Below are 14097 nucleotides of genomic sequence, written 5' to 3'. Positions count from 1 at the left end.
AATCTAGTTTTCAGAGAACGATCTCTGAAGCATATTCCCTGATAGCTCAGTTGGTAGAGCACTCGACTGTTAATCGAGTTGTCACAGGTTCGAGCCCTGTTCGGGGAGCCATATGGAGAGGTGTCCGAGCTGGCCGAAGGAGCACGATTGGAAATCGTGTAGGCGTCACAAGCGTCTCGAGGGTTCGAATCCCTCTCTCTCCGCCATAATATTAAGGCCCGTTGGTCAAGGGGTTAAGACACCTCCCTTTCACGGAGGTAACAGGGGTTCGAATCCCCTACGGGTCATAATAACTTCAAAAAAAGAAGTTGATTTTTACAACAAGATTATGGTATGATCATAAATGTGTTGTTCGGAGGCTTAGCTCAGCTGGGAGAGCATCTGCCTTACAAGCAGAGGGTCGGGGGTTCGATCCCCTCAGCCTCCACCATATAAACTTTATAACGACGCGGGGTGGAGCAGCCCGGTAGCTCGTCGGGCTCATAACCCGAAGGCCGCAGGTTCAAATCCTGCCCCCGCAATTATACTTTCCTTTGAGAAAGTGATCTGGAACCGTGGTGTAGTTGGCCTAACATGCCTGCCTGTCACGCAGGAGATCGCGGGTTCGAATCCCGTCGGTTCCGCCATTTAATCTTTACATGAGGCAAACTGTTCACTACATCTGCTGTATGGCACTGATGCCCTATATAAAGTGTAAGGAATTAAGATTAGACTTTATTATGGCTCGGTAGCTCAGTCGGTAGAGCAGAGGACTGAAAATCCTCGTGTCGGCGGTTCGATTCCGTCCCGAGCCACCATTTTTAAAATAATTTAATATGCCGGTGTAGCTCAACTGGTAGAGCAACTGACTTGTAATCAGTAGGTTGGGGGTTCAAGTCCTCTCGCCGGCACCATGTAATCCTGGAGGATTAGCGAAGTGGCCAAACGCATCAGACTGTAAATCTGCTCCCGTACGGGTTCGGTGGTTCGAATCCATCATCCTCCACCAGTTTTTAGGGGCATAGTTTAAAGGTAGAACAACGGTCTCCAAAACCGTTGGTGTGGGTTCAATTCCTGCTGCCCCTGCCAATTAAATTTTTAGAAAATAACCTTTTATGGCGGTCGTGGCGAAGTGGTTAACGCACCGGTTTGTGGATCCGGCATTCGGGGGTTCAATTCCCCTCGATCGCCCCTTTGTTTTTTCATTTTTTATTGGGGATTAGCCAAGCGGTAAGGCAACGGACTTTGACTCCGTCATGCATAGGTTCAAATCCTATATCCCCAGCCATTATGCGGACGTGGCTCAGCGGTAGAGCATCGCCTTGCCAAGGCGAGGGTCGCGGGTTCGATTCCCGTCGTCCGCTCCAAAATATGGCGCCATAGCCAAGTGGTAAGGCACAGCTCTGCAAAAGCTTTATCCCCAGTTCGAATCTGGGTGGCGCCTCCAGCATATGCCGGCGTGGCGGAATGGCAGACGCGCTCGACTCAAAATCGAGTGGGAAACCGTGGAGGTTCGAGTCCTCTCGCCGGTATATTGAATAGCCCTACATGTTGCTTATGCAATGTGTAGGGCTATTTTTATTTTATATGAAACGATTTATGTGCAGTAAGAAAATCTAGAGTAAGAGAAGATGGACGTTAATAAAGATTGACGTATGATTATATTGAGTATATTGTAGATAAGTAAAGTCTTTAATATGGAGGAGTGAAGTAGAGTGACTAATGGAAAAAATGTATCGGATACCGATCTGTTATTTGATCTTTCTGTATGGGAAGAGGCATGGAAGAATCGTCCGAGAAGTTCAAAATATAAGAAGAAAAGCGTCCCCTCTAATATAGAAGAAGCTTTTGAGCGATGGGCCAGGGATTATCATGCACAGTCGTTCACTGAAGAAGGAAAGCAGCGTTCTGAACGCATTATGGGCTGGATTGAAAACCAGGGTGTGGAATTCGCAGGGTTATCCATTTTGGACATTGGAGCAGCCTCAGGCATATTTACCATTCCTTTTGCGGAAAAGGGGGCAAGTGTGACCGCAGTTGAGCCTTCTGAGTTGCTTGTCTCCCTTATGAAAGAGACGATACCTCCAGCTCTGGAATCCAAAATCGAAATCGTAAACGAACGATATGAAGAAATCTCCATTAAGGATAAAGGCTGGGAGAAGAAATATGACTTTGCATTTGCATCCATGTGTCCGGCGATGTCGGATTGGGAAACGATTGAGCAGGCGATCAATTGTGCCCGGAAGTATGTGTATATAAGTACTATGGCGGGACAGAAGGAACACACACTAATGGATGAACTTAAGGATGTACTGGGGGTAACTTCTTCATACAAGGCCGGTGATATGGGGTATATCCAACAGTTGCTGTATTTGAAGGGTTATTCTTATACGATGATCATTACGAGAGAAGTTAACTCATTTGAAGTACCGGTGGAAGAGATTATCGAGAAGCTACCAGAATGGCTTAATACGTATGAGTTACCATCGGATGAAGATTCCCTCAGATTGGCTGAGGATTACATTAACGATACGTACAAGGATAGTACGGTGACCTTCTCACGTGGAGGAAGATTTGGTAAAATTCTAATCCAACTTGAACAGCCCAATATGAAAACAGTTCGCACTAAGGATAAGCGATAAATCGCATAAGCGTGGCAAGTGTACTAATAATCAGGAATTGAGACGGACAATGTAGTCTAACCTCTAAGATGACACTAGGAAGCATCATACTGCAAAACAAGAAGATACACGTGTCAAACATATGAAGTTAAGATTGCAGAAGTAAAGTTGTAAGTGAAGGGAGCAGGTTATGTGCTCCCTCTTTTTTGAAGCCACTAATTCATCGACCGCTTTGAACCAGACCCTCGTTTATTTAGAGATGTTCGACACTTCTGCTTTCTGCTTACGCTCCCGATACTGGCCGGGGGTGATTCCTTCCCATTTACGGAATGATCGGATAAAGTTTTGCGGATTATTGTACCGAAGTCGTGCTGCGATATCTTTAACGGTTAGATCACTTTCGTCCAGCCATTTTTTAGCGATGTTAAATCGGTACTTGGTCAGATATTCACTAAATGCACAGCCTGTCTCTTTGCGGAAAACACTACTTAAGTAGTTGGCATTGTAGTGAAGCTTCAAGGCACATTCCTCAAGCGTCAGATCCTTATCATAATCTTGATGAATCATGGCAATCATTTTCTCAGATATATGCTGATACTGGGCATATTGTCTCGCTTTAAAAACCTGAATGACGGGCAAGATGACTTGATATTTAAACCAATCCTCAACTTCAGCAGCGTACTGCAAACTATGAAGTTCATGAAACATCGAGCCACGACCTTGGGAGATCTGTCCGAGTCGTATGCCGGATTCCTGAGTCATTTGCAAAATATGCGTGAGCAGCCTCGTAAGAGCCACCTCATACTCCTCGGGTGTAACCTCCATACCAAAGATTACTTCAAGCAGTTGTTTCAGAAGAGCAGAGGCCTGGACTTCATCCGCACTTTGAATAGCTTGGATCAACGAATATTCCAATGATTCCGGGTAGGTCATGGACCAAGTGGGAGTGTGATGATCTATGTTCTCATATTGAAAAATAATGCCTGTTCCCAGCTTCATCCGATGCCTCAGTGCTTCCAAGGCTTCTGTGTAAGCTTGAGGGATGTGATGTAGAGAGCTGTGCGACTGGCTGAATCCTATACTGACTTGAAGAGCCAGAATCTTATCCATCTGTTGTTGTAACTGGTCTGTTAATACATATAGCTGCTGTGAAAAAATAAACTGATCCTGTTCCACGGTGCCAATCACCGTGACTACTGTATGTTCCAGCACAATGGGAAGCAATTGTTGGTTATGCACAACGGTTTCCTCCAATATATTTTGAATAGCGAATAATAAGAGGTCACGATCACTAGCTCTATATTTTGTATGATTAACAAGATCGGCCTGTAGTGTAATAACAGCAATTTGTTGCCATTCCCGAACCTGATGCGTGTAGCCATATTCACTCAGGGTGTCAGGAAGAGTATGAACAGGGATCTTACCCTGGAACAGATTCATCATAAAATGATTGCGAATCTGCAATAGATGCACATTAAGTGTGTTCTCTAATTGGGAGCGAGAGGCAGATAATTGTGAGACCCCTGCTCTGATCTGTTCGAACTCATCAGAAAATGGTGGTGATTGCTGAGCTAATGTGTTTCCTTCTTTGGACAGATGGTTGTCACCAAGTTGGGTTAAAAGTTTACGAATCGGGACATGCATTCGCTTGGAGCCGAGCCAGGCGAGTAATAATGAAAGTAAAAGTAAGAAGATACTGATATACAAGGTGTGCAATCCGATATCGATATATTCTTGTGTCAGAATATTCGTAGGTGAGATTAGAACATAAGTCCATCCTTTTAAGGTAGAAGGGCTATACGTTAGAGAATAATGTGTATCGGCGATCTTAACTTCCCGTTTTTCAAAGCCTGTTGAAAATGTGATGGGTGATAGTTTGGTTATGTTGGCTTCCGTATCCCGATCCTGTAATCCAATGGCAGACAACGGTTGTCCAATGTATACAGGATCGGGATGGACCAAGATACGTTGTTCCCGATTCAAAATGATCAGTCCTGAGGCAGCATTGCCTATGGAGGCTTCTCCTAGTGTGTTTTGCAAAGAACAGGCAGGGATTCCGGCAATCAGGGCAGCATCGGAAGACGTATTCAGATTCGGAATAGATCTCGCAAGGGCAATATGATAAATACAGCCTGTACCGGGTGAACGCTCATCATTGCTGAACACCGATGAAGGGGAGAGCTGCCATCCAGAAGTTAACGTATCCGATATCAATTCTTTCATGGGAAGAGCCAGTGGAAAATCCGTATTACGATATAATCCGGCATGATCAATAAGCCAATTCTGAGATTGATTCACCAGAGTAATATCCAGCAAAGGTTCCCATGACCTCATATTCTGAAATTCGCTCTGTAGCTTGTCGGCAAGCAAAGGCCCTTTCCCCTCTAGTGAAGAAGAAGCAGACAGGGAGCGAAGGGTTACTGGAGAGCGAACGGCCTGATCAAGCATATAACTAACTGTAGCGAGTTTGTGTTCTACGTTGGATTGCATTTGTTCCAGCAACTGTCTGTTAGCCTGCGTACGATGCAGCTCTGTTTGGTTTGATGAATAGATAAATGCGGCAATTCCCGTTAACAAAATGGGCAGGGTGCTTAACAGGATTCCGAAGATGATCATTTTATGGAGATAGCTGATTGGTCGCACAGTTTCAGTTCCACCCCTGACATTAGAAATAGTAACACTTTCTATTTTAGTAAACGCTTACATATAGAACAATCTAAATTTTGTTTATGTGGATAAATAAGTAATTTAACAAAAGTGTATAGAAGTAGAGATAAGGGATTGCTGATAGATGATTTTGCAGAAAAGGTTAGAGAAATGGCTTGGACTGACTATCCAATACGGAATCATGAGAAACGAAATTGCAGTGTGAACGTAAATAGAGACATGGACAACATTCTCTCTACAGGTCGACATCTGCTAAAGGGTAGCCTGAATACGGGTAATAGAAGGTATCTGGAGTGCTATTCAGCTTAGGTGGAACGTTGGTCTTATATAGGGACAGACAAAGGTCCAACTAGATCCCCGACCTGAGTCTAGGATGAAAAACCGTCCACGGTCTGTTTTGAAAAGTCGCGGAATCCCCTAGAATAAGGACATAAGGTTAAACAAGAAACACGGAAACAAAAAACAAGAAACAAACGAACAAATGACTCAACACATTAAAAGGAACGAATGGAAAGGGCGGTGAACAACAATTATGAGATTGAATAAGGGAAATGGCTGGGCGATTGTATTGATTGCGCTGGGTGCACTACTCCTCTTCGGAAAGTTAACTCCACTTCTTGGACACTTAATGGGTTATCTGATTCCGGTCCTGATGATTGCACTGGGATACTACGGAGTTAAACGAGGGAATGTGATGCTTGGCTGGATTGTTCTCATCATCGGTATCATCTCACTGATGGGTAAACTAGCATGGTTGATCGGACCGATCATCGCGATCGGGTTAATCATCTTTGGTATCTCAATGCTAAGCAATAACCGCAGTCATCGTGGACGGTACTAAGCTTTCACGATTATGAAAAGGAGGGACAGAACATAATGAGTGTATTTCGTCGAATGCGGGATATTACCGTAGCCAATCTGAACGAACATTTGGAGCAAAGTCAGGATCCAGTCAAACTGATTGATCAGTTCCTGGTCTCGACCCGCCAAGACATCGGTGAAGCCGAGAAACTTCGTCATCAATATGCAAGCCATACCAGACAAATGAAACAACAAGCCGATCAGGCAGCAGGTATGGTGAACAAACGGGAAGAACAGGCATCCATGGCTCTGAAAGCAGGGGAAGAACATCTTGCTAAGCTGGCCTTGCAGGAGAAAATCCTCCACGAGGAAAAAATGGAACAGTACAATGAATTGTATGCACAAAGTTATGCGGCATTACAGGAGCTGGATGAACAGATCGATCAGCTGAAGGTTGAATATCAGAATGTATACAGCAAACGCCAATATTACTACGCTCGTATGCAGACGATTCAGTTACAGCAACGTATGAACCAGAGGGGCAATCACAACGGTCAGAATGTACCCCGTATGTTCAACCGACTGGATGATCAAGTCTCTGATCTCGAATATGAAGCACAAAGTCTCCGCGATATCCGGCGGATGAATCAAGATGGTTCAGGAGTGACTGGCAGCATGTCATCCTCTACGCTGGATAAGGAACTGGAACGCTTAAGACAAAAATTGAACAATGACAGAAAGGAGTAGTCACAATGAATAAATTATACCGCTCGGCGCGTAATCGAAGGCTAACAGGTTTGATCGGTGGCATTTCTGAAAATCTCGGATTGAGTACTACGCTGCTACGTATCATTTTCTTCATCAGTATTTTCGCTACGGGAGGTACATCATTGTTGATCTACTTCATCGCTGCGTTGGTGGTACCAAAGGAATCCAATCACGTTGATCCATATGCTTATGATTCCAACGTAAGAGGATACAAGTAAACGAAAGGAGCAAGCACATGAGCAAATTATACCGCTCAACGCGTGACCGGATGTTAACCGGCTTGTGCGGCGGAATTTCCGAAACCATCGGAATGGATTCCACCCTGCTGCGTATCATCTTTGTTATCAGTATCTTCGTAACTGGCGGCACGTCGTTGTTAATATACTTTATTGCAGCACTGGTGGTACCAAAAGAACCGTATCCGCCTTATGATCCATATGGCTACGGTCCGGGCCAAGGCCCTGGTCCTGGCAGAGGATACGACAACTATGATCATCAGCCACCAAGAGGTCCTTTTCAAAATAATCACAACCAACAAGGTCCTGGTAACTTCGGTCCCGGCCCTGGATTCAACGGCAGACCTCAATCTGGTCCCCGTTCTTATGACAACAACGCCTACGGAGCAGGAGCACCGCAAGAAAGTGAACTTGATTCCATGATGAAAGATATCGAGAAAAAAGCACTGAAAAAAGAAGTTGAAGAGCTTCGCCAAAAATTATCTCGTTACGAGAAGGGAGAAAAGTAAAATGGGAGTATTTAAACGGATTAAGGATATGACGAAAGCATCGGTAAATGATATGTTGGATAAAGTAGAGGACCCGATTGTAATGTTGAACCAGTACTTGCGTGATATGGAGGCTGAGATTCATGAGGCAGAGGTAACTGTTGCTAAACAAATGGCAAATGAGCGCCGCATGAAACAACGTTTGGATGAAGCGGAGCGTACTTCGGTACAACGTGAGTCCCAAGCAGAAGCTGCTCTGTCTAACGGTCAGGAAGAAGTGGCACGCAAATTGTTGGAAGAGAAAATCTACTTTGATCAAAAAATTACGGAGTACAGCGAACTGCATGCACAGTCCGAAGCACAAGCAAAAGATCTGTTGCAACAGTTGCATGATATGAAAGATGAGTTCTACAAAATGCGTAACAAACGTAATGAACTTGTATCCCGTGCACAAATGGCAAAAGCTAAAAAACAAATGTCTTCTATCAACAGCTTGCATTCGATCGAAAGTGGCGGCGCATCACTTGGATTCCACCGCATGGAAGAGAAAATTATGCAGCTGGAAGCTGAAGCTGACGTAGCTCGTGCACCTTATCGCAACACATCATCCACGTATACGAATCCTGTAGATGTGGAAAAACAATTCAAAGTGGATCAGCAATTACAAGCCCTCAAAAACAAAATGGGCAATGGTTCCAAGAATGAAGCGAACGGAACTTCAAAAGAATAACTGTTCGCTTAGTGGACAATATGATATTCTATAAATCGTGTATAATGTACGGTTGGTAGAACAAAAGTTAAGCCATACAGGACTTCATTGCCTGGTATGGCTTTTCCGTTGAATAAAGAGAGATTAACTTACAGAGGAGGTGCGGCGGGGATGAATCAAAAGAGTAAATGGCTTGCAGTTGTCATTATGATTATTGGCACAATGATGTTATTGAATGACAATATTAACTTCCTGACCGCTGCCGCACTGATTCTGTTAACGGTTGGAATGCTTCAAGTCCGCAATGGGGATACCCGCAAAGGTCATCGGTATCTTGGCATTGGTGCGGCACTGTTATTGCTGGATAATTTAATGATTGTATTTTTGATTGTACTGGCTTCTTTAGCTTACTTTTATTCGAAAAACAAAAAGATTCATCTGGACGAAGGCGTTATGAAGAAACAGAATTTCATGGCTCGGTACTACTGGGATCAATCATCCTGGACGTTACGTAGTATGAGTCTGTGGCATGCCATAGGTGAGGTTAACGCGGATCTATCTCTTTCGATTCCGGAGGAGAAACAAACAATTGTGCTGCTGCAAGGAGTTATGGGTAATGTTCGCCTTACACTACCAGAAGATTATGGTGTGGAGATTGAAGCATCGGTTCTTTTCGGCCGGATTAATCTTCTTGGAGAACAAGATAGCGGCATGATGAACAAATTAGTATGGAGAACGCCTGGATATGAATCCAGTGAACATAAAGCAAAATTTGTCATTTCTTATATTGTTGGCGACCTAAACATCAGTAATCCGTAGTAAAATAGATGAAGAGAAGGAGGAGACCCCGATGAAGACAAAACGACATACCGACATGGTAACCCGAAGTATGGGTGAAGGGATCCTCCTGGTTTTCATTGTGCTAGCTGTTATTTTGTATGTATTGTATACATATGGTTATCTTGCTCCGTTTACAGGCTGGCGGCATCTGATTCAATCGGGTCTGGCCTTATTGCTGCTTCTGATTGGGATTGGTGCGGTCTTTGGGTTCTATCAGAGTTACCGGGTTAAACGCCGGCTTGAACTGCTGCGGGAAACACTTCTACTGTGGGAGAAGGGCTCTCTATCACGCACTGTACCTGATCTGGGCGATGATGATGTGGGCCGTTTAAGTGAGCAACTCGGACGAATCGGCAAAAAGTGGGAAGATCAGATATCTACGCTCCAGCGATTGTCTACTCATAATGCACAGCTTGCTGAACAAGCCAGAATTACGGCTATTGTGGAAGAGCGGCAACGTTTGGCACGGGAACTGCATGATGCGGTATCGCAACAATTGTTTGCGATATCCATGACAGCAACGGCCGTTGGACGGAAGATGGAGAAGGATTTTGAACGTGCTCAGCGGCAGGTGGCTTTGATTGAGGAGATGGCTTCGGTAGCCCAGTCCGAGATGCGTGCGTTACTGTTACATCTGCGTCCAGTCTATCTGGAGGGTAAACATCTCGAACAAGGTCTGCGTGATCTGGTGATGGAACTGAAAACAAAAGTACCCATGGACATTGTGCTCGAAATGGACGAAGACATTGATCTGATCAAAGGCATCGAGAATCATCTGTTCCGGATCGTTCAGGAGGCTATGTCCAATACGTTACGGCATGCAAAAGCGGAAAAAATGGAGATACGGATCCAGCGCCGTACTGATGCGATCCGGGTATTGATTCGTGATGATGGGCAAGGCTTTGATCTGGATGAGAATAAACAAGCTTCTTACGGTCTGGCTAACATGCGTGAACGTGTTACGGAGATTGGCGGGGCCATACATTTTGTAACAGCGCCTGGTAAGGGAACGCGGATTGAGATTACGATACCTTTGATGAACGATGAAAGCGAGGAAGAACATGTCAATGGAACCGGAAGTCGAAACGGAGACGGAAACGTCGATCAAAGTATTGCTCGTGGATGATCATGAGATGGTACGTATTGGTCTTGCAGCGGTACTGGATACCGAAGATGGAATTGAAGTTGTTGGTGAAGCAGGTAGTGGAGAGGAAGGCATTCGGCTCGCACAGGAATATAAGCCTGATGTTGTTCTGATGGATCTGGTTATGGAAGGAATGGACGGCATTGAGGCTACTCGTCAGGTACTTAAAATGTATCCAGAGTGCAAAGTCATTGTATTGACCAGTTACTTGGATGATGAAAAAATGTATCCTGTCATTGAAGCAGGCGCATTCAGTTATCTGTTGAAAACATCAAGAGCCAATGAAGTGGCAGATGCGATTCGCGCAGCAGCTCGCGGGCAATCCGTTCTGGAGTCACAGGTGGCTTCGAAAATGATGAATCGCTTCCGGCAGCCACAGGCAGCAGCTCCTTTGCACGATGAATTAACAGACCGTGAAATGGATGTGCTGCGGTTGCTCGCCAAAGGTAAATCAAATCAGGACATCGCTGATGATCTGATCATTGGTATCAAAACAGTCAAGTTCCATGTTACAAACTTACTGGCAAAATTGGGCGTAGACGACCGTACACAGGCCGCGATCTATGCTTATAAAAATGGACTTGCAGAGTAATAAGAATCATATGTAATAACATAATGAAGCCAAAGAACCGTGCTTTCATGTGCGGAAGTTATAGATAAGAGGACAGAAAGAACCTGAAGAAGCGAAGCTAAAAGCTTTCTGAAAGAAAGCTACTTCGGAAGCATAAACTTCGCCTTTATCCCCGGATTTTTACCTTGAAAAAGGGAATCAAAAAATCTGGGGATAACAGCGATCAGAAGGTTGTTCTGTCATCGGAGTGGCGAGTGTAAATATTGTGTAGTTCAATTTATATAGAAAAGATGAATGGAAAGCTCTGATCTGCCATGCAAGTGGCGGGTGGGGCTTTTTTGTTGTGTGCAGAAGAAGTATAGCAAATATGCGAAAGGGGCATGCTGTTGATAGATTCATAGAATGCAAGAAAGAAGCGGGGGATTCAAATGTTAAATCGTTGGATGACAGCAGGTATATTGGCAATGGCAATCATTATTCTTATCGGTGTGACACAGGTATATGCAGAGAAGAATGAATCCAAAGCAGCCCAACTGGAACAGTTAATCTATACTGCTGACAGCGTGATTGATAATGTGGATCGTCTAGTTATTAAATGGCAAGGAGAAGGCAAGGGAGATGCACAAGCGCAGGCCGTGTTACTGGCTGGTCACTTGGGACTGGAACAACCTGTGCGGGTACGCCAGACGGGTCATGATGTTTACCGTAGTGAAGAGATTGTCGATACAGCTAATGGTGGCGTAGGCATGTTGGTCAATGTCGTCGATACAGGAGACAATGGTTACTATGCCATCGTACAACTCTCAGGGGATGCACACACGGATCGGAAGGCATTAATGACATTACATGAAGAGGTCGATCAACTGCTTGTAGACTCAGGGATGAAGGCAACCTGGAATATGTCTGTGCAAGGTACAGCAGTTACTGCTACTGAACATGATGCGAGTCAGCAACTGGAACTGATCGAAAAACAGCTGTCCACAAAGGTGGATATCGCCTCAGTTGAACGTTATACAGATGTAGCCAGCGGAAGTGTCTCTTATAAGGCGGCTGAGCTGCCCCTATCGATCAAGAGTGGCTCGCACATGTTGAATATGCAACTCGCAGTTCACCAGGTTGGAGACGAGGCCGACAATCGAATTACAGTGGGGTTTCCGGTGATTACGATTGAATATTAAGGAATGGTTTTTTCATGAATTAGGACCCAATATTGAGAATCTTTATCAGAAAAATGAGTTTGAAATAGTGCATCCATTCAGTTGATATGCTAAAATGGCATCACATCCAAGAAGGAACTTGCTGGTAATTGACAGTTGTATGTCGTGCATATATAACACCATTACATAGCTCGGGGAGAGCATGAAGGTTATCTTCCCGGAAGAAAGAGGAGCCCATGGTTGAAAAACAATTGCAAGATGAAGTACAGACACCAGGCGCAGTATTTTTCATTTTTGGAGCAACGGGTGATTTGGCCCGCCGGAAGCTGTTTCCGGCTATCTACAGTCTTTACCGTGAAGGCAAGCTTGCCGAAGACTTTGCGGTTATTGGCGTAGCACGTCGTCCGAGGTCCCCAGAAGAATTCCGGGAAGACATCTATGAATCCATTAAAGAGTTCTGCCGTTATCCAGCGGGGGAACCTGATGAGTGGAACGCTTTTGTCGATCATTTTGAATACAAAGCACTGGATATCAATAATGTGGAAGGATTCAAAGAGCTGCGTGCGCAGACGGAGCATCTGGAATCAAAGTTTAACACGCCGGGGAACCGGCTGTTCTATCTGGCACTGGCACCTGAGCTGTTTGGCAGTGTCTCGTACAGTTTGCGGGACGGTGGTATGTTAGAAAGTAAGGGTTGGAACCGTTTGGTGATCGAAAAACCATTTGGTTATGATCTGCAATCCGCCGAACATCTGAATGAGCAGATTCGTGAGGTATTCCGTGAAGAGGAAATCTATCGTATTGATCATTATCTGGGCAAGGAAATGGTGCAAAATATTGAAGTGATTCGGTTTGGAAATGCTTTTTTTGAACCGCTCTGGAATAACAAACATATTGCCAACGTTCAGATTACGCTTGGTGAAACGGTAGGCGTGGAAGAACGTGGTGGTTATTATGATCACTCCGGTGCACTGCGTGATATGGGGCAGAATCATATGCTCCAGATGCTGACGATGATTGCGATGGAACCGCCGAGTCGCCTATTCCCGGAAGACATTCGGGATGAAAAGGTGAAGGTATTACGCTCTCTACGGGCGTTCACCTCGGATGAGGAAGTGAGCAACAACGTTGTGCGGGGGCAGTATGCCGAAGGGGAGTACCGTGGCAAGCAGCTTCCGGGGTATCGCCAGGAAGACAAGGTTGATCCGCAGTCGAATACGGAGACGTATTTTGCAGCACGTGTATTCGTGGATAATTTCCGCTGGGCGGGTGTGCCATTCTACATTCGGACAGGCAAGCGACTTCCGGTGAAAACGACCGAGATCGTAGTTGAGTTCAAGTCGATGCCAAACAACGTGTACCTTGGGAAAAAGTATAAGCTCGAACCTAACCTGCTGGTCATTCGGGTGAATCCGATGGAAGGCATATATATCAAAATCAATGCCAAGAAACCAGGCTCGGATTCCGAGATTCAGCCACTCGCGATGGATTTCTGTCAGAGCTGCATGATTGGAATTAACTCGCCTGAAGCATATGAACGTCTGCTGCACGATGCGGCAGAAGGGGATTCTACGTACTTCACCCGTTGGGATGAAGTGGCAACAGCCTGGTCTTTTGTGGATCGAATCGCAGCAGCCTGGGGACAGAATCAAGGAGAGCTTCATACGTACCCTGCTGGAACTTGGGGACCAGAAGCGACAGATAAGCTGCTGGAGCAGGACGGATTCCACTGGTGGCCGGTGAATGGTCAGGACGAGGACAGCGTGATCTGGCAAGTGAATGGTTAGAGTAAGGGCATTAACAACAGTATTAACAATATACACAACATGACTGAGCCTGGGGAAATCGCAAATTTTGCGGTGTACCCAGGCTTTTTAGTGGGGGAAAAGGTAGGTATCCATCATAAGGAAATAAGTAATTTAAATTAAGTTGTTGACAAAAAGTAAGTATGTAACTTATACTCAACACATGAGTTAAAGAGTTACGCAAATGACAAACTTCATTCGGGCAAACGTTTCGGATAAGTTATCATTCATGAGATAAAATGTAAACCAGTTGAAGGGGTTTGCGTCACAGAGAATCATGAAGAAAAAATGTGCATAATATCTTTAATCTA

12 protein-coding genes and 15 tRNA genes are annotated in these 14097 nt (G+C 44.9%); 26 read left to right on the top strand and 1 reads right to left on the bottom strand.

Annotation, left to right across the window (positions count from 1 at the left end; genetic code table 11):
• Positions 1-35 precede the first annotated feature (35 nt).
• From MHH25_RS25820 to MHH25_RS25745, 16 genes are all read left to right on the top strand, one after another.
• Positions 36-111, top strand: a tRNA-Asn gene (locus MHH25_RS25820).
• Between the two features lie 3 nt (positions 112-114).
• Positions 115-206, top strand: a tRNA-Ser gene (locus MHH25_RS25815).
• A gap of 9 nt (positions 207-215) precedes the next feature.
• Positions 216-287, top strand: a tRNA-Glu gene (locus MHH25_RS25810).
• Between the two features lie 67 nt (positions 288-354).
• Positions 355-430 (top strand) — tRNA-Val (locus tag MHH25_RS25805).
• A 17-nt stretch (positions 431-447) separates the two neighbouring features.
• Positions 448-521 (top strand) — tRNA-Met (locus MHH25_RS25800).
• A gap of 27 nt (positions 522-548) precedes the next feature.
• Positions 549-626 (top strand) — tRNA-Asp (locus MHH25_RS25795).
• A 95-nt stretch (positions 627-721) separates the two neighbouring features.
• Positions 722-797 (top strand) — tRNA-Phe (locus MHH25_RS25790).
• Positions 798-817: 20 nt separating this feature from the next.
• Positions 818-893 (top strand) — tRNA-Thr (locus MHH25_RS25785).
• Between the two features lie 9 nt (positions 894-902).
• Positions 903-988, top strand: a tRNA-Tyr gene (locus MHH25_RS25780).
• 6 nt (positions 989-994) lie between these two features.
• Positions 995-1068, top strand: a tRNA-Trp gene (locus MHH25_RS25775).
• Between the two features lie 29 nt (positions 1069-1097).
• Positions 1098-1170: transfer RNA gene (locus MHH25_RS25770), tRNA-His, on the top strand.
• Between the two features lie 22 nt (positions 1171-1192).
• Positions 1193-1267, top strand: a tRNA-Gln gene (locus tag MHH25_RS25765).
• 4 nt (positions 1268-1271) lie between these two features.
• Positions 1272-1346: transfer RNA gene (locus MHH25_RS25760), tRNA-Gly, on the top strand.
• 6 nt (positions 1347-1352) lie between these two features.
• Positions 1353-1426: transfer RNA gene (locus MHH25_RS25755), tRNA-Cys, on the top strand.
• Positions 1427-1432: 6 nt separating this feature from the next.
• Positions 1433-1511: transfer RNA gene (locus MHH25_RS25750), tRNA-Leu, on the top strand.
• A gap of 183 nt (positions 1512-1694) precedes the next feature.
• Positions 1695-2621 (top strand): methyltransferase domain-containing protein, encoded by a 927-nt coding sequence (locus MHH25_RS25745; protein ID WP_340018515.1) that lies wholly within the window; start codon positions 1695-1697, stop codon positions 2619-2621.
• Between the two features lie 228 nt (positions 2622-2849).
• On the opposite strand, the gene MHH25_RS25740 is transcribed toward MHH25_RS25745, so the two are convergent.
• On the bottom strand, positions 2850-5243 hold the full coding sequence (locus MHH25_RS25740; RefSeq protein ID WP_340018514.1) for a helix-turn-helix domain-containing protein: 2394 nt from the start codon (positions 5241-5243) through the stop codon (positions 2850-2852).
• A gap of 556 nt (positions 5244-5799) precedes the next feature.
• Between MHH25_RS25740 and MHH25_RS25735 the strand changes: the two genes are divergently transcribed.
• The 10 genes from MHH25_RS25735 (at position 5800) to zwf (ending at position 13768) form a co-directional block, all read left to right on the top strand.
• Positions 5800-6108 carry a hypothetical protein gene (locus tag MHH25_RS25735; protein WP_036673253.1) on the top strand — a complete coding sequence of 103 codons (309 nt, stop codon included), beginning with the start codon at positions 5800-5802 and terminating at the stop codon, positions 6106-6108.
• Between the two features lie 35 nt (positions 6109-6143).
• Positions 6144-6815: a PspA/IM30 family protein gene (locus MHH25_RS25730; protein WP_017692312.1), complete on the top strand. Its 672-nt coding sequence runs from the start codon at positions 6144-6146 to the stop codon at positions 6813-6815.
• A 5-nt stretch (positions 6816-6820) separates the two neighbouring features.
• On the top strand, positions 6821-7054 hold the full coding sequence (locus MHH25_RS25725) for a PspC domain-containing protein (RefSeq protein ID WP_036673255.1): 234 nt from the start codon (positions 6821-6823) through the stop codon (positions 7052-7054).
• 17 nt (positions 7055-7071) lie between these two features.
• Positions 7072-7581 (top strand): PspC domain-containing protein, encoded by a 510-nt coding sequence (locus tag MHH25_RS25720; RefSeq protein ID WP_017692314.1) that lies wholly within the window; start codon positions 7072-7074, stop codon positions 7579-7581.
• Position 7582: 1 nt separating this feature from the next.
• Positions 7583-8290 carry a PspA/IM30 family protein gene (locus tag MHH25_RS25715; RefSeq protein WP_017692315.1) on the top strand — a complete coding sequence of 236 codons (708 nt, stop codon included), beginning with the start codon at positions 7583-7585 and terminating at the stop codon, positions 8288-8290.
• 150 nt (positions 8291-8440) lie between these two features.
• Entirely contained in the window at positions 8441-9088 is a 648-nt protein-coding gene (gene liaF / locus MHH25_RS25710; RefSeq protein ID WP_036605686.1) for a cell wall-active antibiotics response protein LiaF, read from the top strand.
• 31 nt (positions 9089-9119) lie between these two features.
• Positions 9120-10235 (top strand): sensor histidine kinase, encoded by a 1116-nt coding sequence (locus MHH25_RS25705; protein ID WP_036605687.1) that lies wholly within the window; start codon positions 9120-9122, stop codon positions 10233-10235.
• Positions 10177-10845 carry a response regulator transcription factor gene (locus MHH25_RS25700; protein ID WP_091020933.1) on the top strand — a complete coding sequence of 223 codons (669 nt, stop codon included), beginning with the start codon at positions 10177-10179 and terminating at the stop codon, positions 10843-10845. Before MHH25_RS25705 ends, MHH25_RS25700 begins: the two co-directional genes overlap by 59 nt.
• A gap of 407 nt (positions 10846-11252) precedes the next feature.
• A complete protein-coding gene (locus MHH25_RS25695) occupies positions 11253-12002 on the top strand; it encodes a YwmB family TATA-box binding protein (protein WP_076328935.1) in 750 nt (249 codons plus the stop codon).
• 215 nt (positions 12003-12217) lie between these two features.
• A complete protein-coding gene (gene zwf / locus MHH25_RS25690; protein WP_076328936.1) occupies positions 12218-13768 on the top strand; it encodes a glucose-6-phosphate dehydrogenase in 1551 nt (516 codons plus the stop codon).
• Positions 13769-14097: the final 329 nt, after the last annotated feature.

Source organism: Paenibacillus sp. FSL H3-0457 (genome assembly GCF_037981725.1).
In the GTDB taxonomy this organism is placed as follows: Bacteria; Bacillota; Bacilli; order Paenibacillales; family Paenibacillaceae; genus Paenibacillus; species Paenibacillus amylolyticus.
Note: the sequence above shows the minus strand (reverse complement) of the source record. Positions and strands in the feature narration are given on the sequence as shown.

What these genes read in the sequence shown, in the direction of transcription:
- zwf (WP_076328936.1), top strand. Translation starts at nt 12,218, where the DNA reads ATGGTTGAAAAACAATTGCAAGATGAAGTACAGACACCAGGCGCAGTA.
- MHH25_RS25695 (WP_076328935.1), top strand. Translation starts at nt 11,253, where the DNA reads ATGTTAAATCGTTGGATGACAGCAGGTATATTGGCAATGGCAATCATT.
- MHH25_RS25700 (WP_091020933.1), top strand. Translation starts at nt 10,177, where the DNA reads ATGGAACCGGAAGTCGAAACGGAGACGGAAACGTCGATCAAAGTATTG.
- MHH25_RS25725 (WP_036673255.1), top strand. Translation starts at nt 6,821, where the DNA reads ATGAATAAATTATACCGCTCGGCGCGTAATCGAAGGCTAACAGGTTTG.
- MHH25_RS25735 (WP_036673253.1), top strand. Translation starts at nt 5,800, where the DNA reads ATGAGATTGAATAAGGGAAATGGCTGGGCGATTGTATTGATTGCGCTG.
- liaF (WP_036605686.1), top strand. Translation starts at nt 8,441, where the DNA reads ATGAATCAAAAGAGTAAATGGCTTGCAGTTGTCATTATGATTATTGGC.
- MHH25_RS25730 (WP_017692312.1), top strand. Translation starts at nt 6,144, where the DNA reads ATGAGTGTATTTCGTCGAATGCGGGATATTACCGTAGCCAATCTGAAC.
- MHH25_RS25705 (WP_036605687.1), top strand. Translation starts at nt 9,120, where the DNA reads ATGAAGACAAAACGACATACCGACATGGTAACCCGAAGTATGGGTGAA.
- MHH25_RS25720 (WP_017692314.1), top strand. Translation starts at nt 7,072, where the DNA reads ATGAGCAAATTATACCGCTCAACGCGTGACCGGATGTTAACCGGCTTG.
- MHH25_RS25715 (WP_017692315.1), top strand. Translation starts at nt 7,583, where the DNA reads ATGGGAGTATTTAAACGGATTAAGGATATGACGAAAGCATCGGTAAAT.